Annotated in this window: 20 protein-coding genes; 10 read left to right on the top strand and 10 right to left on the bottom strand. The window is 72.3% G+C overall.

The features are described 5' to 3' along the window. Positions 1-58: 58 nt before the first annotated feature. Positions 59-1,669, bottom strand: a complete 1,611-nt coding sequence (locus AB0J39_RS23585; protein ID WP_363468251.1) for a PucR family transcriptional regulator ligand-binding domain-containing protein — start codon at positions 1,667-1,669, stop codon at positions 59-61. 67 nt (positions 1,670-1,736) lie between these two features. Then, positions 1,737-2,447 (bottom strand): TetR/AcrR family transcriptional regulator C-terminal domain-containing protein, encoded by a 711-nt coding sequence (locus AB0J39_RS23580; protein WP_363468249.1) that lies wholly within the window; start codon positions 2,445-2,447, stop codon positions 1,737-1,739. Between the two features lie 83 nt (positions 2,448-2,530). Between AB0J39_RS23580 and AB0J39_RS23575 the strand changes: the two genes are divergently transcribed. The 4 genes from AB0J39_RS23575 to AB0J39_RS23560 all read left to right on the top strand — a co-directional run bounded on the left by AB0J39_RS23575 (position 2,531) and on the right by AB0J39_RS23560 (position 8,114). Then, positions 2,531-4,000 (top strand): MFS transporter, encoded by a 1,470-nt coding sequence (locus AB0J39_RS23575; protein ID WP_363468247.1) that lies wholly within the window; start codon positions 2,531-2,533, stop codon positions 3,998-4,000. A 70-nt stretch (positions 4,001-4,070) separates the two neighbouring features. Further along, entirely contained in the window at positions 4,071-5,366 is a 1,296-nt protein-coding gene (locus tag AB0J39_RS23570) for an aspartate aminotransferase family protein (RefSeq protein WP_363468245.1), read from the top strand. Further along, a complete protein-coding gene (locus AB0J39_RS23565) occupies positions 5,353-6,846 on the top strand; it encodes a CoA-acylating methylmalonate-semialdehyde dehydrogenase (RefSeq protein WP_363468243.1) in 1,494 nt (497 codons plus the stop codon). The genes AB0J39_RS23570 and AB0J39_RS23565 overlap by 14 nt, the downstream gene beginning before the upstream one ends. 74 nt (positions 6,847-6,920) lie before the next feature. Next, the gene (locus AB0J39_RS23560) at positions 6,921-8,114 is read left to right on the top strand and encodes an extracellular solute-binding protein (RefSeq protein ID WP_363468241.1); all 1,194 of its coding nucleotides are present in this window, start codon (positions 6,921-6,923) and stop codon (positions 8,112-8,114) included. 38 nt (positions 8,115-8,152) lie between these two features. Here the strand turns inward: AB0J39_RS23560 and AB0J39_RS23555 are convergent, their stop codons facing one another. Next, entirely contained in the window at positions 8,153-8,734 is a 582-nt protein-coding gene (locus AB0J39_RS23555) for a hypothetical protein (RefSeq protein WP_363468239.1), read from the bottom strand. 87 nt (positions 8,735-8,821) lie between these two features. Between AB0J39_RS23555 and AB0J39_RS23550 the strand changes: the two genes are divergently transcribed. After that, positions 8,822-9,412, top strand: a complete 591-nt coding sequence (locus AB0J39_RS23550; protein WP_363468237.1) for a TetR family transcriptional regulator C-terminal domain-containing protein — start codon at positions 8,822-8,824, stop codon at positions 9,410-9,412. Between the two features lie 175 nt (positions 9,413-9,587). Here AB0J39_RS23550 and AB0J39_RS23545 read toward each other — a convergent pair whose 3' ends face one another. Then, positions 9,588-10,394, bottom strand: a complete 807-nt coding sequence (locus AB0J39_RS23545) for a hypothetical protein (protein ID WP_363468236.1) — start codon at positions 10,392-10,394, stop codon at positions 9,588-9,590. A gap of 159 nt (positions 10,395-10,553) precedes the next feature. On the opposite strand from AB0J39_RS23545, the gene AB0J39_RS23540 reads away from it, so the two are divergent. The 3 genes from AB0J39_RS23540 (at position 10,554) to AB0J39_RS23530 (ending at position 11,438) form a co-directional block, all read left to right on the top strand. Continuing rightward, the gene (locus AB0J39_RS23540) at positions 10,554-10,706 is read left to right on the top strand and encodes a hypothetical protein (protein ID WP_363468234.1); all 153 of its coding nucleotides are present in this window, start codon (positions 10,554-10,556) and stop codon (positions 10,704-10,706) included. A gap of 394 nt (positions 10,707-11,100) precedes the next feature. Beyond that, positions 11,101-11,256 (top strand): hypothetical protein, encoded by a 156-nt coding sequence (locus AB0J39_RS23535; RefSeq protein WP_363468232.1) that lies wholly within the window; start codon positions 11,101-11,103, stop codon positions 11,254-11,256. Continuing rightward, the gene (locus AB0J39_RS23530; protein WP_357039304.1) at positions 11,253-11,438 is read left to right on the top strand and encodes a hypothetical protein; all 186 of its coding nucleotides are present in this window, start codon (positions 11,253-11,255) and stop codon (positions 11,436-11,438) included. The genes AB0J39_RS23535 and AB0J39_RS23530 overlap by 4 nt, the downstream gene beginning before the upstream one ends. Before the next feature lie 95 nt (positions 11,439-11,533). On the opposite strand, the gene AB0J39_RS23525 is transcribed toward AB0J39_RS23530, so the two are convergent. After that, positions 11,534-11,782, bottom strand: a complete 249-nt coding sequence (locus AB0J39_RS23525) for a hypothetical protein (protein WP_183535616.1) — start codon at positions 11,780-11,782, stop codon at positions 11,534-11,536. A gap of 170 nt (positions 11,783-11,952) precedes the next feature. Continuing rightward, a complete protein-coding gene (gene gabT / locus AB0J39_RS23520; protein ID WP_363468230.1) occupies positions 11,953-13,302 on the bottom strand; it encodes a 4-aminobutyrate--2-oxoglutarate transaminase in 1,350 nt (449 codons plus the stop codon). Positions 13,303-13,410: 108 nt separating this feature from the next. On the opposite strand from gabT, the gene AB0J39_RS23515 reads away from it, so the two are divergent. Continuing rightward, positions 13,411-15,168 carry a PucR family transcriptional regulator gene (locus tag AB0J39_RS23515; RefSeq protein ID WP_363468228.1) on the top strand — a complete coding sequence of 586 codons (1,758 nt, stop codon included), beginning with the start codon at positions 13,411-13,413 and terminating at the stop codon, positions 15,166-15,168. Positions 15,169-15,191: 23 nt separating this feature from the next. Here the strand turns inward: AB0J39_RS23515 and AB0J39_RS23510 are convergent, their stop codons facing one another. Beyond that, positions 15,192-15,824 carry a TetR/AcrR family transcriptional regulator gene (locus AB0J39_RS23510; protein WP_363468226.1) on the bottom strand — a complete coding sequence of 211 codons (633 nt, stop codon included), beginning with the start codon at positions 15,822-15,824 and terminating at the stop codon, positions 15,192-15,194. 216 nt (positions 15,825-16,040) lie between these two features. Here AB0J39_RS23510 and AB0J39_RS23505 point away from each other — a divergent pair, with 216 nt between their 5' ends. Next, on the top strand, positions 16,041-17,486 hold the full coding sequence (locus tag AB0J39_RS23505) for an aldehyde dehydrogenase family protein (protein ID WP_363468225.1): 1,446 nt from the start codon (positions 16,041-16,043) through the stop codon (positions 17,484-17,486). Positions 17,487-17,562: 76 nt separating this feature from the next. Here AB0J39_RS23505 and AB0J39_RS23500 read toward each other — a convergent pair whose 3' ends face one another. From AB0J39_RS23500 to AB0J39_RS23490, 3 genes are all read right to left on the bottom strand, one after another. Next, positions 17,563-18,027, bottom strand: coding sequence for a hypothetical protein (locus AB0J39_RS23500; RefSeq protein ID WP_363468224.1), 465 nt, complete (start codon positions 18,025-18,027; stop codon positions 17,563-17,565). 10 nt (positions 18,028-18,037) lie between these two features. Further along, a complete protein-coding gene (locus tag AB0J39_RS23495) occupies positions 18,038-19,057 on the bottom strand; it encodes a DUF6745 domain-containing protein (RefSeq protein ID WP_363468223.1) in 1,020 nt (339 codons plus the stop codon). Positions 19,058-19,189: 132 nt separating this feature from the next. Next, the coding region (locus AB0J39_RS23490; RefSeq protein WP_363468221.1) for a S41 family peptidase at positions 19,190-20,438 on the bottom strand (1,249 nt) is incomplete at its 5' end.

Here is a 20,438-nt window from a genome sequence, read left to right as displayed (position 1 = left end):
CCTTAACGGGTCAAATCGTCTGCCCCGGTCGTCGAGTACGCCGTGCGGAGAGCTCGCCTCAGGTGGTCTCCCGGCGGAAGGTCTCCAAAGCCAGCAGCGCGACGTGCAGCGACAGGCACGACTCGACGTCGTCGAGGTCGGTGTCGAGGACGCGTTCGAGCCGCCGCAGGCGGTCGTAGAAGGCGGGGCGGGACAGATGGGCCCTCTGCGCGGCCACCGCCTTGTTGCGTCCCGCGTCGAGGTAGACGCGCAGGATCCTCGTCAGGTCGCCGTGCCGCTGGGCGTCGTGGGCCAGCAGGGCCCCCAGCTCGCGCTCGGCGAAGGTCTGCAACCGGGCGTCGTCGCGCAGCAGGTGCAGCAGGCCGCGCAGCCGCAGGTCGGGCAGCCGGTAGAACGGCCGGCCGTCGGGCTGGCGCACGGCCACCTCCGCCACCTGCTCGGCCTCCAGGAAACTCCGCCGTACGTCCTTGATGGACTCGACGACCGAGCCGGCCGCCAGCACGAACGGCGTGGCGAAGTTCGCCCGCAGGCGCTCGGCCAGCGAGTCGAGCGCCGTCTCCGCGGCCATGCGGGGCGGCAGCGGCAGCAGCACTCCGACGCGGTTCTGGTCCAGTGCCCCGACCAGTGCGGGCAGCTTGGCCTCGCGGCAGGCGGCGGCGCCGGCCTCGGCGAGCTCGCCCAGCCTGGCCTGCTCGCCCAGCGCGGTGCCGGCGGGCGCGGTCAGCCTTATGACGGCGCTCACGAGCCTGCGGCCGGTGAGCGGGACGCCGACGGCGCGGGCGCGGGCGGCGGCCTCGTCGGGGTCGGCGTACGCGTGGGTGAGGATGCCGGTCAGTATGGTCCCGTGCGCCTGCCGCTCCAGGGACTCCTGGTGCCGCTCCAGCAGGCGGCTGAGCGCGAGCGTCGTCGCCGCGCGCTCGGCCAGCACGATGTCGCGAGGGCTGGGCGGGCCGTCGCAGAGCAGGATGAGCCGGCCCCAGTCCTGGCCGCGGGCGCCGACCATGGTCACCAGCCACCCGGCGGCGGCGTCGTAGGCGGTCCGCTCGGCCGGCATCACCGCACGCGACCTGGTCTCCCAGTTGGCCAGCACGGTTCCGGTGTCGCCGCCGGCGGCGTCGCACGCCAGGACCTGGTGGGCCAGGTTCTCCAGCAGCGCCGGGCGGCCGGAGAACCGGGCGACCTGGTTGAGCACCTCCGCCGGGGACGCGCCCTCGACCGACAGCTCGGTGAACACCTCGTGCAGTTGCTCGGAGGCCCGCAGCTCCTGGAGCTGGATGTCGATGATCCGCGCGTGGACCGACTCGGTGATCTGCACGAAGGGCGTCTCGCGGGCCAGCGTGATCAGGGGCAGCCCGTGCTCCTCCGCGGCCTTCACCACCGCCCTCGGCAGCTCGCGGACGAACCTGCGGCCGAGCTCCACGATCAGGCCCGAGGCGCCGACCGCGGCCAGCTCGCAGATGTAGTCCGCCAGCTTGTCGGGTTCGCTCGGCAGGGCCACACCGGTCGTGAGGACCAGCTCGCCGCCGCGTAACAGGTGGGCGATGTCGTGCACCTCGCCCACGTGGACCCATCGGACCCTGGTGTCTAGCCGGTCGCCGCCCGCCACCACCCGGGGGCTGCCACGCCGGACGGTGTCCAGCGCGAGCACGTCGGCGACCGTGGGGAGCATGCTCAGAGGCTACCTGATCATTATGTAAGGATGACCCCCCAGTAGCTGACACATTGAGGCCCTGTTCTCAGCGCAGGCGCATGCCGAGGCCGTCCAGCAGGGCCGTCAGCCCGAAGTCGAAGCTGAGCCGCCGCGCGATCGCGGGATCGAAGCTCTTGCCCACGTATGTCTGGTAGCGCTCGCGCAGTCGCGGGCGCTCCGACGCCAGCTTCTCCAGCACGGGCGCGATGGCCTGCTGCATCTCCAGGTGGTCGGTGCCGGCCTCGACCGCCGCCCTCGACCAGGCCACCTCGGGCACGGTGGCTCCGAGCGTGAAGGCGACGACCGCGGCCACCGCGTAGTCCCCGTCCATGCCGCCGAACCCCGCCTCGGCGAAGGCGGCCATCAGGTTGTCGGCCGCGGCGAGGGCGTTGGGCCCCAGCGCGGGCAGCGCGCCGATCAGGCTCGCGCTCCACGGATGCTCCAGGATCGCGCCGCGCAGGCCGTACGCGAAGGCGGTGGCCGCCTGCCGCCACCCGGCGTCGTCCGGCACGCTGACCATGCCATAGACCTCGTCCATGGCGAGTTCGAGCAGCTCGTCCTTGTTCGCCACGTGCCAGTAGAGGCTGGTCGCCCCCGCGCCGAGCCGGGCGCCGAGCTTGCGCATGCTGAGCGCGTCGAGGCCCTCGGCGTCGAGCAGCTCCACGGCCGCGCGGACGATCTGGTCACGACTGAGGCCCTGCTCGCGCGCACCCTTGCGCTCGCGGGTCCAGACCGAGGAGAACGGCTTCGCTGACACGGCCTCACAATATTCGCTCGCACGGCGTTCGATTCGGTCGTACAGTGTCCGACAGTACTCGCACACTGTTCGAGGTGACTCTCATGTCTCATCCCCGACGCTGGTGGATCCTCGGCGTCCTCTGTCTGAGCCTGCTGACCCTGGTGGTGGACAACACCGTCCTCAACCTGGCGATCCCGTCGCTCATGCGCGACCTGGGCGCCACGCCGTCCGACGTGCAGTGGATCATCGACGCGTACGTGCTGGTGTTCGCGGGCCTGCTGCTCACCGCGGGCAGCCTGTCCGACCGGTACGGCAGGCGGCGGATGCTCGTGATCGGCCTGGCGTTCTTCGGCGGGGCCTCGCTGGCGGCCACGCTCGCCACCGAGCCCTGGCAGCTCATCGCCGCCCGCGCGCTGATGGGCGTCGGCGGCTCCTGCGTGATGCCGTCGACCCTGTCGATCCTGATCACGGTGTTCGACGAGAGCGAGCGGCGCAAGGCGATCGCCGCCTGGAGCTCGGTCGCCATGGTCGGCGTCATCGCCGGGCCGACGATCGGCGGGTTCCTGCTCCAGCACTACTACTGGGGGTCGGTCTTCCTGCTCAACGTGCCGATCGCGGTGCTGGCGATCGTCGCGGCCTTCGCGCTCATGCCGGAGACGTACGGCGAGACGCGGCGGGCCGACCCGCTCGGCGTGATCCTGTCCACCGCCGGGATGGGCGGGCTGGTCTGGGCCGTCATCTCGGCGCCCGGCGGGCACTTCAACCCCCTGACCGTGGCGCTCTCGGCGGCCGCGCTGCTGGCGTTCGTGCTGTGGGAGCGCCGCACCGCCCATCCCATGCTGCCGCTCGGCCTGTTCCGCGACCGCTCGTTCAGCGGCGCGTGCTTCTCCATCGTGCTGCTGTCGTTCGGCGCGGGCGCGCTGATGCTGGCCATCACGCAGTATCTGCAGTTCGTCCTCGGCTACGACCCGCTGAAGGCCGGTTTCGCGCTGCTGCCGTACGTGGTGGCCGCCATGGTGTTCAACGGCCTGGGCGCGGCGCTCGGCAAGAAGGTGAGCAACCGGACGCTCATCGTCACCGGCCTGGTCGTCATGGCCGCCGGGTTCGTGCTGCTGTCCACGCTCACCGGCGGGTACGGCACGCTGATCGCCGGCCTGATGGTCATGGGGGTGGGCGGCGGCCTGGCCGGTCCCGCGTCGTACGCCACACTGATGGGGGCGGTGCCGCCCGAGCGCGCCGGGGTCGGTTCCGCGCTCAACGACACGGTGCAGCAGGTGGGCATGGCGCTCAGTGTGGCCGTCCTCGGCAGCGTGCTCGCCGGCGCGTACACCGCGGCCATGCCGGAGTCGGCGCCGCCGGCGGCGCGCGAGTCGATCGGTGTCGCGGTGAACCTCGGCGACGCCGCCGTGGCCGCCGCCGGACGCGAGGCGTTCGTGTCGGCGATGTCCGTCGGCTCGTGGGTGGGCGCGGGCTGCTCGCTCGCGGCGGCCCTGGTCGCGCTGCTGGTCCTGCGCGGGAAGGCCGCGGGAACGGCTGCCGCGCGGGAGACCGCGGCGCCCACCACTGTGTAAGGGAATTTCGCGGTATCCCAGACAGGCTGACGGGTGAGCCGGTCACCCGTCAGCCGGGATACTTCAGAGCATGTCGGACCTTCTCGCACGCCATCGCGCGGTCATGCCGAACTGGATGGCCCTGTACTACAACGAGCCCATCGAGATCGTCGGCGGCAAGGGGAACCGCGTCGTCGACGCGAACGGGAAGAGCTATCTCGACTTCTTCGCCGGGATCCTCACCAACATGATCGGGTACGACGTGGCCGAGGTGCGGGAGGCCGTCGAGCGCCAGCTCGCCACCGGTGTCGTCCACACCTCGACGCTTTACCTCATCCGCGGCCAGGTCGAGCTGGCCGAGAAGATCGCCCGCCTGTCCGGCATCCCGGACGCCAAGGTCTTCTTCACCAACTCCGGCACCGAGGCCAACGAGACCGCCCTGCTGCTTGCCACCTACGCCCGCGGGTCCGACCAGGTGCTCGCCATGCGGCAGAGCTACCACGGCCGGTCCTTCGGCGCGGTCAGCGTGACCTCCAACCGGTCCTGGAAGAACAACTCGCTGTCGCCGCTCAACGTGCACTTCCTGCACGGCGCCGACAAGCATCTGGCGCAGTTCCGCGGCATGTCGGACGCCGACTACATCGCCGCCTGCGTGGACGACCTGCGTCACGTGCTCGCCACGGCCGTCACCAAGGACGTCGCCGCGCTCATCGCCGAGCCGATCCAGGGCGTCGGCGGGTTCACGATGGCCCCCGACGGGCTGTTCGCGGCGTACAAGGAGGTCCTCGACGAGGAGGGCATCCTGTTCATCTCCGACGAGGTGCAGACCGGCTGGGGCCGTACGGGCTCGGCGTTCTTCGGGATCCAGAACCACGGCGTGACGCCGGACATGATGACCTTCGCCAAGGGGCTCGGCAACGGCTTCGCGGTCGGCGGAGTCGTGGCGCGCGGCGACCTCATGGACGGCCCGCACGCCGCCGGCGTGGCCACGTTCGGCGGCAACCCGATCTCGATGGCGGCGGCCAACGCCACCCTCGACTACGTGCTCGACCACGACCTGCAGGCCAACGCCGCGAGGACCGGCGAGATCATCATCAGCGGGCTGCGCGAGGCGGCCCCCCGGCTGCCCGTCGTCGGCGACGTACGCGGCAAGGGGCTGATGTTCGCCGTCGAACTGGTCGATCCGGCCGCCAAGGCGCCCGCTCCGGCGCTCGCCGCCCGCTTCCTGGAGGAGACCAGGAAGCTCGGCCTGCTCGTCGGAAAGGGCGGGTTGTACGGCAACACGCTGCGGATGGCGCCGCCGCTCACCCTCACCGAGGACGAGGCCCGCGAGGGCCTGGGCATCCTCGTCACCGCTCTGGAGGTCGTCAACGATGAAGCGCGTTAACCACTGGATCGACGGCACGCTCATCGAGGGCGCCGGCCGTACGGCGGAGGTGTTCGACCCCGCCACCGGCGCGGTGAGCGGGCAGGTGTCGCTCGCCTCGGCCGAGGAGGTCGACGCGGCGGTCGACGCGGCCGCGCGGGCCTTCCCCGCGTGGCGGGACGCCTCGCTCACCAAGCGCACCCAGGTCCTGTTCCGGTTCCGCGAGCTGCTCGACGCGCACCGCGACGACCTGGCCGCGCTGATCACCGCCGAGCACGGCAAGGTGCACTCCGACGCGCTCGGCGAGGTGGCCCGCGGACTGGAGGTCGTGGAGTTCGCCTGCGGCATCCCCCATCTGCTCAAGGGCGGCTACTCGGAGAACGTCTCGACCCGGGTCGACTCCTACTCGATCCGCCAGCCGCTCGGCGTGGTGGCGGGCATCACGCCGTTCAACTTCCCGGCGATGGTCCCGATGTGGATGTTCCCTGTGGCCATCGCCTGCGGGAACACCTTCGTGCTCAAGCCCTCCGAGCGCGACCCCTCCGCGTCCCTGCTGCTCGCGGAGCTGTGGCGGCGGGCCGGTCTGCCGGACGGCGTGTTCAACGTCGTCCAGGGCGACAAGGTGGCGGTGGACCGGCTGCTGGAGCACCCGGCCGTACGGGCCGTGTCGTTCGTCGGGTCCACCCCGATCGCGCGGTACGTGTACGAGACCGGCACGGCCCACGGCAAGCGGGTGCAGGCGCTCGGCGGCGCCAAGAACCACATGCTCGTGCTGCCCGACGCGGACCTCGACCTGGTCGCCGACTCCGCCGTCTCGGCGGGCTTCGGCTCGGCGGGGGAGCGGTGCATGGCGATCTCCGTGGTGCTCGCGGTCGACCCTATCGGCGACGAGCTGGTCGAGAAGATCGTGTCGCGGGTGCGGGACCTCGAGATCGGCCCCGGAAACGACCCCGAGTCGCAGATGGGCCCGCTCGTCACCGCCACCCACCGGGACAAGGTGGCGTCCTACCTCGACCTCGGCGTCGAGGAGGGGGCCAAGCTCGTGGTCGACGGCCGGGAGACCCCGGTGCGCGGCGGCCGGGGGGACGGCTTCTGGCTCGGCCCGACCGTCCTCGACCACGTGCCGCCCAACTCCCGCGTGCACCGCGAGGAGATCTTCGGCCCGGTGCTGTCGATCGTGCGCGTCCGCTCGTACGAGGAGGGCCTGGAGCTGATCAACACCGGAGAGTACGGCAACGGCACGGCCATCTTCACCAACGACGGCGGCGCGGCCCGGCGCTTCCAGAACGAGGTCGAGGTCGGCATGATCGGCGTCAACGTGCCGATCCCGGTGCCGATGGCCTTTTACAGCTTCGGCGGCTGGAAGGCCTCGCTGTTCGGCGACACGCACGTGCACGGCACCGAGGGGGTCCACTTCTACACCAGGGGCAAGGTCGTCACCTCGCGGTGGCTCGATCCCTCCCACGGCGGCGTGAACCTGGGCTTCCCCACCAACGCCTGACGCGGCGGGCGACGCCCCAAGCCGGTGCGGCCCAGTAGGCTCGGGGCGTCCGTCTTCTGTCTTGGGGGTCGTGCGTGCGCCGTACACACCTGGTCGTGACGGTCGCGGCCGCGGGTCTGCTCGCGGCCGCCTGCGGCGGCGGGCCCGCGCCCGAGACGGAGGTGGCGACGCCGGGCACCTCGGCGGCCGCGGCGACCGCGTCCCGCAGCACCGGCCCCGGTCCGTCCTCCGCCGGCCCCACGCCCACCCCCGCCGCGTCCCTCGGGCCGGGCGAGGGGACGCTCAGCGTGGTCGCGATCGACGGGTACGCCGAGTGGGGCGGCGTCGACCCCAAGGTCAAGTGGGTCGGCACGTTCGAGAAGGAGACGGGCTGCAAGGTCAGCCTGCGCTACTACGACCCCCGCCAGGAGGAGAAGCCGGGCGACTTCCCGCCGTCGTCGTTCGACGTGATCTCGGCGACGCCTGAGGTGGGCGGCCGGCTGATGAACGAGGGCAGGGCCGCTCCGCTCAACACCGCTCTGCTGCAGGGCTACGACAAGATCCCCAAGCGGCTGCGGACGCTGCCGTCGGTGACCCGGGACGAGCGGGTGTACGGCGTGCCGTACGTCTGGGCGACCAACGAGGTCCTCTACGACGCCCGCAAGGTCAGTCCCGACGGGCCGGAGTCGCTCTTCGAGGACAAGGGCCCGGTGCTGCTGCGGGACCGCCCGCTGGCGCTCGCCGACGCCGCGCTGGTGCTCAAGGCCCGAGGCGGGGACGCCGGCGCCGACATCAAGGACCCGTTCGACCTCACCGACGACCAGCTCGACGCCGCCGCCGGGCTCGTCACCTCGGATGAGGACGGCCGCCGCGTCTTCTGGCGCGATCCCGTCGAGGTCGTCCAGGCCTTCGCGACCGGGTCCGCGCGGCTCGCGCAGGGCACGCCGTACCACCTGGACGTGCTCAGGCGGGGGCACAAGCCGGTCAGGGCTCTGACGGACCGGCCGGTGACCGGCTGGGCCGACGCGTGGATGATGTCGGCCCAGGCCGCGCATCCGTCGTGCGCGTACAAATGGCTCGACTTCACGATGTCGGCGGACGTGCAGCGCAAGGTGTCCGTCTGGACGGGCCTCGCCCCGGCCAACCCTGCGGCGTGCACCGGCGCGGCCCGCCGGATCTGCCTGGACTACCGCGTCGGCACCTCCCGCGCGTTCCGGGGCGTCTACTTCGCGGTGCGGCCCGAGACGTACGACAAGTGGGTGGAGCGCTGGTCGCGCGTCGTGTCCTGACGGACGGCGCCCGGCCGCGGCGGCGCACGCGAGGACGGTCAGCGCCCGGTTCCGCCGCTGAGGAATTCGTGCGTCCCGGCGTCCCGGGGCGGGCGCGTGGGGAAGACGGTGCAGGCGACCGGCCAGAACACCAGCCAGACCACCATGACGAACGTCAGGCGGCCGGCCCATGCCAGCAGCGCGGCCGAGCGGTCGAGGTCGCCGATGAGAGCGACGCCGGCCAGCAGCAGCCCGCAGGCGACGGCCCAGCCGATCATGCCCTTGCCCCAGGCGACCCATTCGTACCGGGCCCGCTCCCTGCCGTAACGCTTGCGCCGATCCGGCGGCGGCCCTCCGGCGAAGCGGTGGGCGAACCTGGCGTCGGCCCACCGCACCAAGTCGTGCCCGAAGGCGACGCTGAACCCCAGGTAGGCCGCGGCCAGCCCGTGCGTGAGCTCCGCCCGGCCGCCGCCGCGGAGGTCGACGACGCTCGCCACGAGGAGGACCAGGTCGACGAGGGGGACGGCGAGCAGCAGCAGGCCGCCGAGCCGCCGCCGGCGCAGGAGGTATCGGACCGCGAGGCCCGCGACCAGGAGTACCCAGAACGCGACCTCGCAGGCGACGATCAGACCCAACAGCATGCCGGCTCCTTTTTTCGCACGGTGTGCTACGAAGGTTTCTCACACATTGTGCTATAAAAAATCGCGACTCGCGTGGCTGGAGGATCTGTGCCGAAGATCGTGGATCGCCAGATGCGGCGTGAGGAGATCGCCGAGGCGCTGTGGCGGGTCGTGCGCCGGGACGGCGTCGGCGCCGCCACCGTCCGCAGCATCGCCGCGGAGGCCGGTTGGTCCCCGAGCGCGCTGCGGCACTACTTCTCGACCCAGGCGGAGCTGCTCGCCTTCGCGATGGAGCACGTCATCGCGCGGGTCCGCGCGCGCATCGCGAACACCGTCTTCGACGGACCCGTCCGCGTCGCCGTACGCCGCCTGCTCGAGGAGCTGCTGCCCATGGACGCGGAACGGCGCGCGGAGGCCGAGGTCTGGCTGCAGCTGACCGCGCGGGCCCAGGGCGACCCGGTCGCGGCCGCCTGGTTGCGCCACGCGGACGACGGTCTGGTGGAGGCGGCGACCTCGGCCATCGGCGCGCTCGCCGCGGAGGGGGAGCTCGCCGGGCATCGGGACGCCGAGTTCGAGGCGGCGCGGCTGCGCGCCCTCATCGACGGCCTGACCGTGCACGTCCTGGCCCGGCCGGAGTCGATGCCGCCCGAGCGCGTCAGCGCGGTGCTGGCCGCCCACCTGGAGGATTTGACGACCTGAGGACGCTCCGGGCATCCCATGACGGCGAACGCGAAATCCGCAATTCACGAGAAGTGATCTAATCGCTACCGATAGAAATGACGTGAGAGAAGAGATCCAGGGCGGCGCGGCCCCGGGGCCGCGCCGTCCGCCCCACGCGGCGGCGCCGGGCGGGTACGGCCGCCGAACCAGGCGGTCACATCAACGACGCGGGCGGATCGCCGGCCAGGAACGGAGGCGGCGGCTGCGACGAATCGACCATGTCGGCCGGCAGCATCCAGCTCTCACCGGGTGGGGCGTGGCTGAGCTGTTCGGATATGCCGTCGAAGGCAGCGGTCGCCAGGTGATGGCCCCTGGCGGCCGCGATACGGAACCAGTAGGCGGCCGTCCAGCCCTCGCCCTTGTCCTGGTGGATGAGCGCCAGCTGGTATGCGGCTTCCGGATGGCCTCCCGGGTCGGCGGCCATGCGGTAGAAGAACATCGCGACCTCGATCCGGTCGTCACGCTGATAGCTGCGGCCGCAGCGGTAGGCGTAGTCGGCGGCCATCTGGTGCCGGCGTGGATGTGACAGCAACTCCAAGGCGTCGCGGTGGCCGGCTTGGGCGGCCTCCATCAGACGCTGGACGCCCTCCTGGGTGTGTCCGCGCAGCAACGCGGTCACTGCCAGGCTCACTCCGACCTTCACGTCGAACGGGTAGTCCTTCATCAGCCGCACCCCCGTCCGGCCGTATATCTCCAGCATGCGCTGGGCGTGCTCGCCCGGCTGTCCCGCGTCCTCGGCGGGCGGCGGGGGCTCGTCGTCGGCCGCGGGCGCCGACGGGGGCGCGGGCGGCATCGGCTCCCTCGCCGGTTCTGCCGACGGCTCTCCCGGCGGCTCGCCGTCGAGGGCGGCGGCAGTCTGGCCGGCCCGGGCGGCGCACCAGCGGGCGTGCCAGTCCATCAGCGTGCCCATCGTCTCGGTCGGCAGCCCGGTCTGCTCCGCCGCGGCGCGACAGGCGGTCACGAACGAGGCCACCCATGGCCAGCTGGGGACCCTTTTCCGCCTTCCGCGCAATATGTCGTGCGTGGTGCTCCTGGCCAGAGGTCGGGGTTGGCGTCCGTTATCGCCAGTACCGCCCGACAATTTCTTCAATTCGGACATCGTGGGAGAGCCTGCCTGGTCGTGCAGCGTTTTCAGCTGCGCGAGGAAGGCGCGGCACGCCGCGACGAGAGCTTCTTCGGTCATCGCCTCAGCCGCAAGAAGAGTGATCCACAAATTACGGAAGCGCTTGCTGATGGTCATGGTGGCATCACGGCGGGACTGATGTTCGCATGATTGGCATATCCCACCTCATCCGGAAATCCTGTCGGGCCTGCCTCGTCGGACAACCCCGGACGGCTCCGAACGTCGCCGGACGATTCCGGACGGCTCCGGATGGGACGGGACGAGGGCGGATGATGTCGACCGGCGTGGGACGGGCTCGCCTATGGGAAGGGTGAATCGGCGGCGGCGCGCGGACGGCGGCCGTGTGGCACCCAGATGATCCGGAGTTGTCCGGACAGTGCCGATGTGGTGGCGGCCCCGGTCCGGTCGGGGTCAATGTAGGGCCCGTCCAATCCCCCAAGTGAAAGTCGAGCCCATGTCGCGTGCCGCCCCGAACGCATCCCCGCGCTGCGCCGGCGCACGGCCCGGCCCTCGACCTGACCGGGGTCGGTGTGATGAGCGGCAGTTGCTCATCTTGCTGGTGTCGACCTGGGCGCTGGCCACTGGGCGGATTCCGCCCGACCGGCCTCCCTGCGAGCTGTCCAGCGCGGAACTCATCGAGTTCTGGGCCGACGACCACACCGCCGGCACCCTGAACCCGCTTCAGGAGCGACAGAAATGATCCCTCTGCCCCTGCTGGTCCTGCTCGTCTGTGCCGCCCTGGTGGCGGCGATCGCCTGCGCGCTGGCCCTTGCCGCCGGTGCCCCCTGGCCTACCGCGCTGCTCGGCGGCGGCGCCGCGGGGGGCGGCGTTCTGGGCATCCTGCCGCGCCTGCTGGAGGATCGCCGTGACCGCGACGAGTAGGTGCCCGCGGCGTACGCGTTCTCGACCGCCCCGTCCATCACTCCCGGTATGTCGTCGGCAATCGTCGGCCACGGCCCTCCGCCCGCGGAACGGGGTCAGGACATGGCCGCCCGGGAGCGGCGGGGCAGCGGCACCTTGCCCTCCGGGGCGGGCAGCAGGGCCTCGGCGCAGTCGTCGCACGCGTGGACGGGGGCGTTGTCGGGCAGCATCCCGACCTTGACCCGGGGGCGGGGCCACTTCTTGTGGCAGACGACGCAGGCGTCGCCGTCGCGCTGCGTGATGGTGAGGCCGGCAGGGTCGAACGTCAGCATGAGCCGCTCGGCGCCGTTCGGGTTCCAGCCCATCAAAGTCCCCCCTCGATCGCCTATCGGAACCGTTATAACGCGATTACCCTTCGTGATCGGCGCGAGTCGGGCCAAGCGATGGTTAAATCGAGGCATAACGCAAGCCGTACAACAACAAAAGGGACACCTTGGAACAGACCGGGTGCCCCTTTTGGTGTTGTTTAAACGGTCTACTCCGCGTTGAGTGCCTTCTCCAGAATGGAGAGGCCCTCCTCGAGCAGGTGGTCCGGGATGACGAGCGGCGGCAGGAAGCGCAGCACGTTGCCGTACGTCCCGGCGGTGAGCGCGAGCAGGCCCTGCTCGTGGCACCTGCGCGCGATCTCGGCGGCCGGGTAGGGCTCCTTGGTGCCGGGCACCACGAGCTCGACGGCGATCATCGCGCCGCGCCCGCGCACGTCCCCGATGATCGGGTTGCGCTCCTGGATGGCGCGCAGGCGGGGCAGCATGATCTCGCCGATGTGCCGGGCCCGCTCGACGAGCTTGTCCTGCTCGATGGTCTCCAGCACGCCCAGGGCCGCCTCGCAGGCGAGCGGGTTGCCGCCGTACGTGCCTCCGAGGCCGCCGCTGTGGACGTGGTCGAGCAGGTCGGCCCTGCCGGTCACCGCCGCCAGCGGAAGGCCGCCGGCGATGCCCTTGGCGGTGGTGATGATGTCCGGGACGATGCCCTCGTCCTCGCAGGCGAACAGGTGGCCGGTGCGGGCGAAGCCCGTCTGCACCTCGTCGGCGATGAACACGATGCCGTTGGCGCGGCAGAACTCCACGATCTTCGGCAGGAAGCCGCGGGCCGGCTCGATGAAGCCGCCCTCGCCCGCGATCGGCTCGATGACCACCGCCGCGACGTTCTCCGCGCCGATCTGCTTGTTGATCATGTCGATCGCCTGCGCCGCGGCCTCCTCGGCGCAGTTGTCCGGGCCGGTCGGCCAGCGGAACGGGTAGGCGAGCGGCACCCGGTACACCTCGGGCGCGAACGGCCCGAACCCGTGCTTGTACGGCATGCTCTTGGCCGTCAGCGTCATCGTCAGCAGCGTGCGGCCGTGGTAGCCGTGGTCGAAGACGACGACCGCCTGCCGCCCGGTGGCGTGCCGGGCGACCTTGACCGCGTTCTCGACGGCCTCCGCGCCGCTGTTGACCAGGAACGTCCGCTTCTCGTGGTCGCCGGGCGTGAGCTCGTTGAGCTTCTCGCACACCGCGACGTACGACTCGTACGGGGCGACCATGAAGCAGGTGTGCGTGAAGTCGGCGACCTGCTTCTGGACGCGCTCGACGACCCGGGGGGCGGCGTTGCCGACGTTGGTCACGGCGATGCCGGAGCCGAAGTCGATCAGCGAGTTGCCGTCCGCGTCGACGATCACACCGCCGCCCGCGTGGGTCACGAAGACGGGCAGCGTGGTGCCGATGCCCGGGGGCACGGCGGACTGCTTGCGCGCGAACAGCTCGCGGGACCGCGGGCCGGGGATCTCGGTGACGAGGCGGCGCTCCTGGGGGAGCTGCGGGCCGCCGTGCGTGGTGGCAGTGCTCATACCTGAGACCGTACGACCGCCGCCGCCACCTGCCGATATGCCGCTATGTGAGAATGTAGGCGTACTTTTGGCCGGTAAGGACAAGCCGGTTGTTCGGGGGGAAGAGCGGTGGCACCCACGCTGCGCCGGATCACCGCGATCGTACCGCTCCAGCTGGCGGTCCTCGCGGGGCGGAGCGGTCTCGACCGGCAGGTCCGCTGGGTCGCGGTGAGCGAGCTGGAGGATCCGACGCCGTTCCTGGAGGGCGGCGAACTGGTGCTCACGACCGGCATGCGCCTGTCCGCCGGCGACGCCGTGCCGTACGTCTCCCGCCTCGTGGCCCGTGGCGTCACCGGGCTGGGGTTCGGGGTGGGGCTGAGCCACGAGGCCGTGCCGCCCGGGTTCGCGGAGGCGGCCGAGGCCGCCGGGCTGCCGCTGGTCGAGGTGCCGAGGGACACCCCCTTCATCGCGATCGGCAAGGCCGTCAGCGACCTGCTCGCCGGGGAGCAGTACGAGGAGATCAGCCGCGCCTTCGCGGCCCAGGGCAGGCTCACCCGCGCCGCGCTGCAGCGCGAGGGGCCGGTGGCCGTGGTGGACCGGCTGGCGCGGGAGATCGGCGGCTGGGCGCTGCTCCTGGACCCCTCGGGCGCCGTACGGCACGCCGCCGACGCGACCGGCCGCCGCGCCGGTCCGGCAGGCACGCGCGGCGCGGCGGCGGACTGGGCGGGAGAGACGGCCCGGTCGCTCGAGCCCGAGATCGCCCGGCTGCGGAACGCGCCGTCGCTGTCGAGCCTCGCGCTGGCCACCCCGGACGAGCATGTCGTCGTCCAGCCGCTCGGCCGCAGGGGATTCTTCGCGGTGGGCTCGCCGCGGCCGTTCGCGCCCATCGCGCACACGGTCGTCAACGCGGCCGGATCCCTGCTCACGCTCGCGCTGGAACAGGGCAGGGAGCAGCGGTCGGCGGCGGCGCGCGTGCGCTCGGCGGTGCTCCGCCTGCTGCTGGCCGGTGAGGCGCGGGCCGCGGCGGAGACCTTGGCGGCCCTGGGCATGCGGCTGCCCCGGGAGCCGGTCACGGTCCTCGCCTGCGACACCCCCGACCCCGACGCGCTGACGGAGGCCCTGACCGGCGCGGCGCCGCACTCCGCCGGTGGGCGCGGGCCTGTCGCGGCGGGCGCCCACGAGGCGAAGCGCGGGCCGGCCGCCGGGACGACGTCGCGGGCGATTCCCTCGTGCTTCACCGCGCACTGGGAGGGGCTGCTCGTCGTGCTGGCCCCGGATTCCCGCGCCGACGAGGTCGTCGCGCTGGCCGCGCGGCACGGCCGGGTGGGCGTCAGCGTGCCCGGCGTGGAGATCGCGGCCTCCGCGCGGACGGACAACCGGGTGGAGAGCCGCCCGGAGAGCCGGACCGACCCCCTTGCGGAGGCGCGTGCGGAGGCCCGGGAGGAGGTCCGGGAGGAGGCGCGTACGGAGGCCCGGGAGGACCGTGCTCTCGACCGTGCCCCCGACCGCGCCCTGGACCGTGCCCCCGAGCGCGCCCTGGACCGTGCTCTCGACCAGGCGAGACGGGCGCTCGTCTCGGCATCGCCGGTGGCGCGCTTCAGCGAACTGGCCGGGCGCGGGCTGCTGTCGCTGATCGACCCGGCCGCCGCCGCGTCGTTCGCCGCGGCGATCCTCGCGCCGCTCCGCGACTACGGCTCGCGCGCCGATCTGGTCGAGTCGCTGCGCGCCTACCTGGCCAGCAACGGCCACTGGGACGCGGCGGCCCAGCGTCTGGGCGTGCATCGGCACACCCTCCGCTACCGCATGAAGCGGGTGAGCGAACTGCTCGGCCGTGATCTGGACGATCCCGCCGTCCGGGCCGAGCTGTGGATCGCGCTGTGCCTCTAGCTCAGGCCGAGCTCGAAACGGCTTCAGGCAGAGGGGCGGCGGGCGAGGAAAGAGCGGATGGTGGCGTTCGTGACGATCTCGTACGTCTTGCCGTCCGGCAGGTGTCCGGCACGTTCCAGGCCGAGCGCGCCCTGAGCCGCGGCCCACAGCGCATCGGCGATCTTCCGGGGCTGGGTGGGCACGAGGTGACCGGAGGAGATGCAGTCGGCGATCACCCGGTCCACGATGTTGAGCGCGGCCCTCGCGAGCGTGCGGGCGCGCTCGCTCGGCACGAAGCCGGGGATGGCCCGCTCGAACATCAGGCTGTAGTAACCGGGCTCGGCCAGCGCCGCCTCCCGGTACGCGGGGCCGAGCAGGCTCAGGTGCTCCAGTGGGTCGTCGCGCTTCGGCACCGCCTCCAGCCTGCGCCGGAACCGCTCGAAGCCCTCCAGGTAGAGCGCCTCGGCCAGGCCCTCCTTGCTGCCGAACATCGTGTAGATGACCTGGGTCGAGCAGCCGGCCTCGGCGGCGATCCTGCGTACGGTCAGGCTTTCCGGCCCGGCCTTGGCGAGCAGCCCGTTGGCGACGTCGAGGAGACGGGTGCGCAACTCGTCGTAGTTGCTGCGATGGCCACGTGCGTAGGCACCCTGAAGACCGAGCGGCGCCGGCGTACCCATCAGCGACGAGCCCTTCTCATATTGGGGGTCCCGCGACAGACCCGGATGATGACTTAACCATGCCGCTCCGCCTTCAAACCGCAGTGAAACAGAAAACATCATGAAATTGCCGCGCATCTGTGACATCTGAGAGTTGTCCACGATGGCGTGACGGAGGGCGGCGATTGGCCCGTCCGGCGTAGGGACCGCCTCCCGCCATAGGCATAGCGTGAAGACATGGACGTAGGCCGCACTTCCGATCCCCGCCCCTTCTGGCTCGCCGGTCGCCCCGTCACCGGGGACGCCGAGCAGGCCGTGACCAACCCCCACGACGGCAGGGTCGTCGGCGTCCACTCGGTGCCGACCCCCGAGCAGGTCGAGCAGGCGGTGGCCGCAGCCGACGCCGTGCGCAAGCAGGCCGCCGCGCTGCCCATCCACGTACGCGCCGAGGCGCTGGCCCATGTGGCCCGGCGGCTGACCGAGCGCGCCGAGGAGATCGCCCAGCTCATCAGCGCCGAGAACGGCAAGCCGATCTTCTGGGCGCGCGGCGAGGTGGGCCGCGCGATCTCGACGTTCCGCTTCGGCGCCGAGGAGGCCCGCCGGTTCAGCGGCGGGGTGCAGCGGCTCGACACCGAGCCCGCGGCGCAGGGACGGCTCGCCTACGTCTCCCGCGTGCCGCACGGCCCGGTGCTGGCGATCACGCCGTTCAACTTCCCGCTCAACCTGGTGGCGCACAAGGTCGCTCCCGCCATCGCCGTCGGCGCGCCGATCGTCGTCAAGCCCGCGCCCGCGACTCCGCTTTCCGCGCTCGTGCTCGGCGAGATCCTGGCCGAGACCGATCTGCCCGAGGGCATGTTCTCGGTGCTGCCCGTGCCCAACGACCGGGCGGCGGCGCTGGTGGAGGACCCGCGGCTGCCGGTCATCTCCTTCACCGGCTCCGGCCCGGTCGGCTACTCGATCCTGGACAGCGTTCCGCGCAAGCACGTCACGCTCGAACTCGGCGGCAACGCCGCCGCGGTCGTGCTGGCCGACGCCGACCTCGACTGGGCGGCGAGCCGGGTGGCGCTCTTCTCCAACTACCAGGCGGGCCAGAGCTGCATCGCCGTGCAGCGTGTGCTCGTGGAGGACACGGTCGCCGACGCGTTCACCGACAAGCTCGTCGCGGCCGTCGGCGCGCTCGTGACCGGCGACCCCGCGGACGACAAGACGCAGGTCGGCCCCCTCGTCAGCGAGGACGCCGCGATCCGCGTCGAGAGCTGGGTCGACGAGGCCGTCGCCGCCGGGGCGCGCCTGCTGGCGGGCGGCACCAGGGAGGGCGCGACCGTCACCCCCACCGTGCTGGCCGACGTGCCCGCGGACGCCAAGGTGGCGTGCGAGGAGGTCTTCGGGCCCGTCATGATCGTGCAGCGGGTCGCCTCGGTCGACGAGGCGTTCGCCGCGGTCAACGACTCCCGGTACGGCCTGCAGGCCGGGGTCTTCACCCGCAGCCTGGACGTCGCCTTCCGGGCCAACCGCGAGCTCGAGGTCGGCGGCGTCATCATCGGCGACGTGCCGTCCTACCGGGCCGACCAGATGCCGTACGGCGGGGTCAAGGAGTCGGGCGTGGGCCGCGAGGGGCTGCGCTCGGCGATGGAGGACTTCACCTACGAGAAGGTCATGGTGCTCACGGGTCTCACGCTCTGAGCAGCTCTGAGGCGCCGGATCAGCGAGAACCGGGCTCGGGGACCACGTCCCCGAGCCCGGTTTCTTCTGTGAGGCGTCAGTCCGCCACGAGCCGTGCCACGAGGTCCGATCCGCGGGACCACTGCTCGCGTTGCCGCCGTACGACGTAGGCGCCCGGGGCGCAGCCCGTCCCGCCGTGCTCGGGATGCAGCAGGTAGACGACGGACGAGGCCTCGAAGATCCCGAGCGCCAGGCCCTCGGCGTCGGCGACGTCCGCCGTCCAGCGGCAGGTGCCCGGGTCGGCGACGAGCGTGTGCGGGTTGCCGCCGGCGGCGCCGCGCAGCAGCTCGACCCCCTCGGGCGGCACGTCGGTCCACCGGGCCCGCGGCCGGGCCTGCACGGACGACGCGATGAGCGGGAGCGGGACGACGATGAGGTCGCCCTGGGCGTGGAGCCCGTCGACGACGGGGATGCGCGCCGACCGTTCGAGATGGTCGAGCACGGCGAGTCCGGTCCGGTGGGACAGGGATGCCAGAGTCGCGGAAGCCAGAGTCACAGTCATGGAGATCACCTCAGGTTCGGCGGACGAGAAGGGAGTACTGCTCGGCGGACAGCCCGTAGGTCCAGCCGGCGGCCGCGACCGGGTCACGGAAGTAGCCCGGCACGGTCAGCCCGTACCGGCGGCGGGTGCCGTCGCGTTCGACGGAGCCGTTCACCGCGAGGAGCACCCTGGTCTGCCCGCGCAGGTCGTAGAGCCGCAGGAAGTGGCCGGGGTTGCCGGGGTCGGGGGCGGAGGCGACCGGGCGCAGCCCGGCCCGCCCGATGTAGGCGTCCCAGCCGACGCGCTCGATCGCGCACCGCCTGACCTCGACGTTCTCCTCCCGCTCGATGCGTTCGACGGACGGATCGGTGATCACCCAGGGAGGCACGAGTGTGCCGTGCCAGGCGTGCACCTCCCAGCTGTCGGCGTACCGCACGGCCGGGCCGTCCGCGCAGTGCGGCCGAACCTCGCCGTCGTCCCCCCACACCTCCGTACGGAGGACGGTGGGCCGTTCGGACACGACGCAGACGTCCTGCCGGGGCCACCACGGGCCGCAGGAGGCGGCCGCGGTGGCCCACAGGCCGAGCTGTCGCGCCTGCCCGGCAGGGAAGACCACCCCCGCCTGCCGCAGGGCGTCGTAGTGGGCGGCCCAGAAGGCGCTCTGAGTGCGGTACCAGTCGGGCCGGGGGAGGTGTGGTGCGTGCGCGGCCAGGACCGGCCTGACGAACGCGCCGTCCGCGGAGCGTTCGAGCGGCGCGCGCACGTCGCGGCGGATCCAGCCGTCCAGAGTCCGGTGTCTGGGGCGGACCCGCAGGTCGAGGTCCAGGCAGAGCTCCGTCGCCACGGCCTGGAACCGGCGGGTGAGAGGCCAGTCGGATACCCGGCTCGCGTCCTCGGCGGGACGTGGACGCACCCCGGGCGGGAGGGTCGTCAGGGCCGTGAGCGGTGACGGGACCCAGTGGAACCGGGGCGGAGCGAGCCCGATCAGGCCGTACAGCCCGGAGATGGCGGCCTCTGCGGCCGGACGGTCGGCGGGCCGCGTCGACAACACGCGGCCCAGCCATTCTCCGCGGAGTGCTGCAGCTTCCCGCTGCGCGAGAACGCTCACCGGATGCGGGTGGCGTCGTCCTTTCCAACGATCATGTCGTCGATGGTGACAGACGGCCACGGGTCCTGTCCACGGTCAGAGGAGACCGAGCGCCTTGGCGAGGCCGGGGTCGCGGCCCTTGGCCAGGTCGAGCGCCGTCATGGGGGCGTAGTGGTCCACGGGGACGCCGATGCTGTCGATGGTCTCCCGGGCGGGACCGAGGTGCCGGACCTTGGGCAGCAGCAGCACGCTCCCGTCGCCGAGGAGGTACGGCTCGCTCGGGCCGGAGATCGCGCCCGCGGTGCGGGTCCCGACGAGAACGCCGAGGCCGTCGTCCTGCACGGCCGAGCTGAAGTGTTCGCAGGCCGACGCGCAGGCGCGGTCGGTGAGCACGACCAGGCGCAGCCCGAGCAGCGGGACGGAGTCGTCGGTGCGGTTGGCCGTGCACTCGCCGGTCAGCGGGCAGAAGTAGCCGGTGACCTTCCCGTGCGCGAACGCGCCGAGCAGCCGGTTCACTTCGCGCGGCGACCCGCCGCCGTTGCCGCGCACGTCGATGACCGCGGCCTTCGTGGCGCCCTGCAGCGCGGCGATCACCTGGTCGGCCGCGCCCTCGAAGAACCCGGGCACCTTGACGTGGGTGACGCCGCCGGGCAGCGTCTTCGACGTCACCGCCGGTTCCTGCTCCCCGACGGGCCCAGCCGTGAGTGTGACGGTCGTGACGCGTCCCGTCGTGGGCCGCTTCAGCGTGAGCCGCACGGTGTCGGAGGTGAACGCCTCGACGAGGTTCTGGTTCACCTTGTCCCCGAAGAACGCCGGCATCCCGCCCGCCTCGACGACGATGTCGCCGGGCCGGACGCCGGCGCGGTCCGCCGGGCTGCGGGGCAGGACGCGGGTGATGAACAGGGGTGGCCGGGCCGCCGGATCCAGCTGTGGCCCCTGCGCGGCCGACAGTCCCACGATGCCCGTTCCGGTCGGCCCGCCCTCGGGTGGGGGAGTCGGCCTGATCACCCGGGCGTGGTCGTCGTGCAGCCCGGCGACCATGCCGGTGATCGCGGCGCGCAGCGCGTCCGGGTGGCCGGAGCCGATCACGCCGGCGAACGCGGCCCAGTCGGCGTCGCGGTTCCCCGTCAGCGCGGGCAGGCGGAGACCGGCCGCGTCGGCGCCGCGCCGCATCAGTTCCTGCGTGTACGCGGCGAGAGCGTCCCGCAGCAGGAGCTTCGGATCCAGCGAGGGCCCGCTGTAGTAGTCGTCCAGCACGCACTCGTACGCCTGCCGGAGCGTGTCCACCGTCGTCGGCGGCGCGGACTCGGGCGGCGCGGACTCGGGCGGCGGCGCGGTCGGCCGG

It is taken from the genome of Microbispora sp. NPDC049633 (assembly GCF_040675265.1).
Classification (GTDB): Bacteria; Actinomycetota; Actinomycetes; order Streptosporangiales; family Streptosporangiaceae; genus Microbispora; species Microbispora maris.
The sequence above is the reverse complement of the archived record's forward strand: the minus strand, read 5'-3'. Positions and strand labels throughout refer to the sequence as shown.

What these genes read in the sequence shown, in the direction of transcription:
- AB0J39_RS23530 (WP_357039304.1), top strand. Translation starts at nt 11,253, where the DNA reads ATGATCCCTCTGCCCCTGCTGGTCCTGCTCGTCTGTGCCGCCCTGGTG.
- AB0J39_RS23505 (WP_363468225.1), top strand. Translation starts at nt 16,041, where the DNA reads ATGGACGTAGGCCGCACTTCCGATCCCCGCCCCTTCTGGCTCGCCGGT.
- AB0J39_RS23565 (WP_363468243.1), top strand. Translation starts at nt 5,353, where the DNA reads ATGAAGCGCGTTAACCACTGGATCGACGGCACGCTCATCGAGGGCGCC.
- AB0J39_RS23570 (WP_363468245.1), top strand. Translation starts at nt 4,071, where the DNA reads ATGTCGGACCTTCTCGCACGCCATCGCGCGGTCATGCCGAACTGGATG.
- AB0J39_RS23575 (WP_363468247.1), top strand. Translation starts at nt 2,531, where the DNA reads ATGTCTCATCCCCGACGCTGGTGGATCCTCGGCGTCCTCTGTCTGAGC.
- AB0J39_RS23585 (WP_363468251.1), bottom strand. Translation starts at nt 1,669, where the DNA reads ATGCTCCCCACGGTCGCCGACGTGCTCGCGCTGGACACCGTCCGGCGT.
- AB0J39_RS23525 (WP_183535616.1), bottom strand. Translation starts at nt 11,782, where the DNA reads ATGGGCTGGAACCCGAACGGCGCCGAGCGGCTCATGCTGACGTTCGAC.
- AB0J39_RS23555 (WP_363468239.1), bottom strand. Translation starts at nt 8,734, where the DNA reads ATGCTGTTGGGTCTGATCGTCGCCTGCGAGGTCGCGTTCTGGGTACTC.
- AB0J39_RS23500 (WP_363468224.1), bottom strand. Translation starts at nt 18,027, where the DNA reads ATGACTGTGACTCTGGCTTCCGCGACTCTGGCATCCCTGTCCCACCGG.
- gabT (WP_363468230.1), bottom strand. Translation starts at nt 13,302, where the DNA reads ATGAGCACTGCCACCACGCACGGCGGCCCGCAGCTCCCCCAGGAGCGC.
- AB0J39_RS23510 (WP_363468226.1), bottom strand. Translation starts at nt 15,824, where the DNA reads ATGGGTACGCCGGCGCCGCTCGGTCTTCAGGGTGCCTACGCACGTGGC.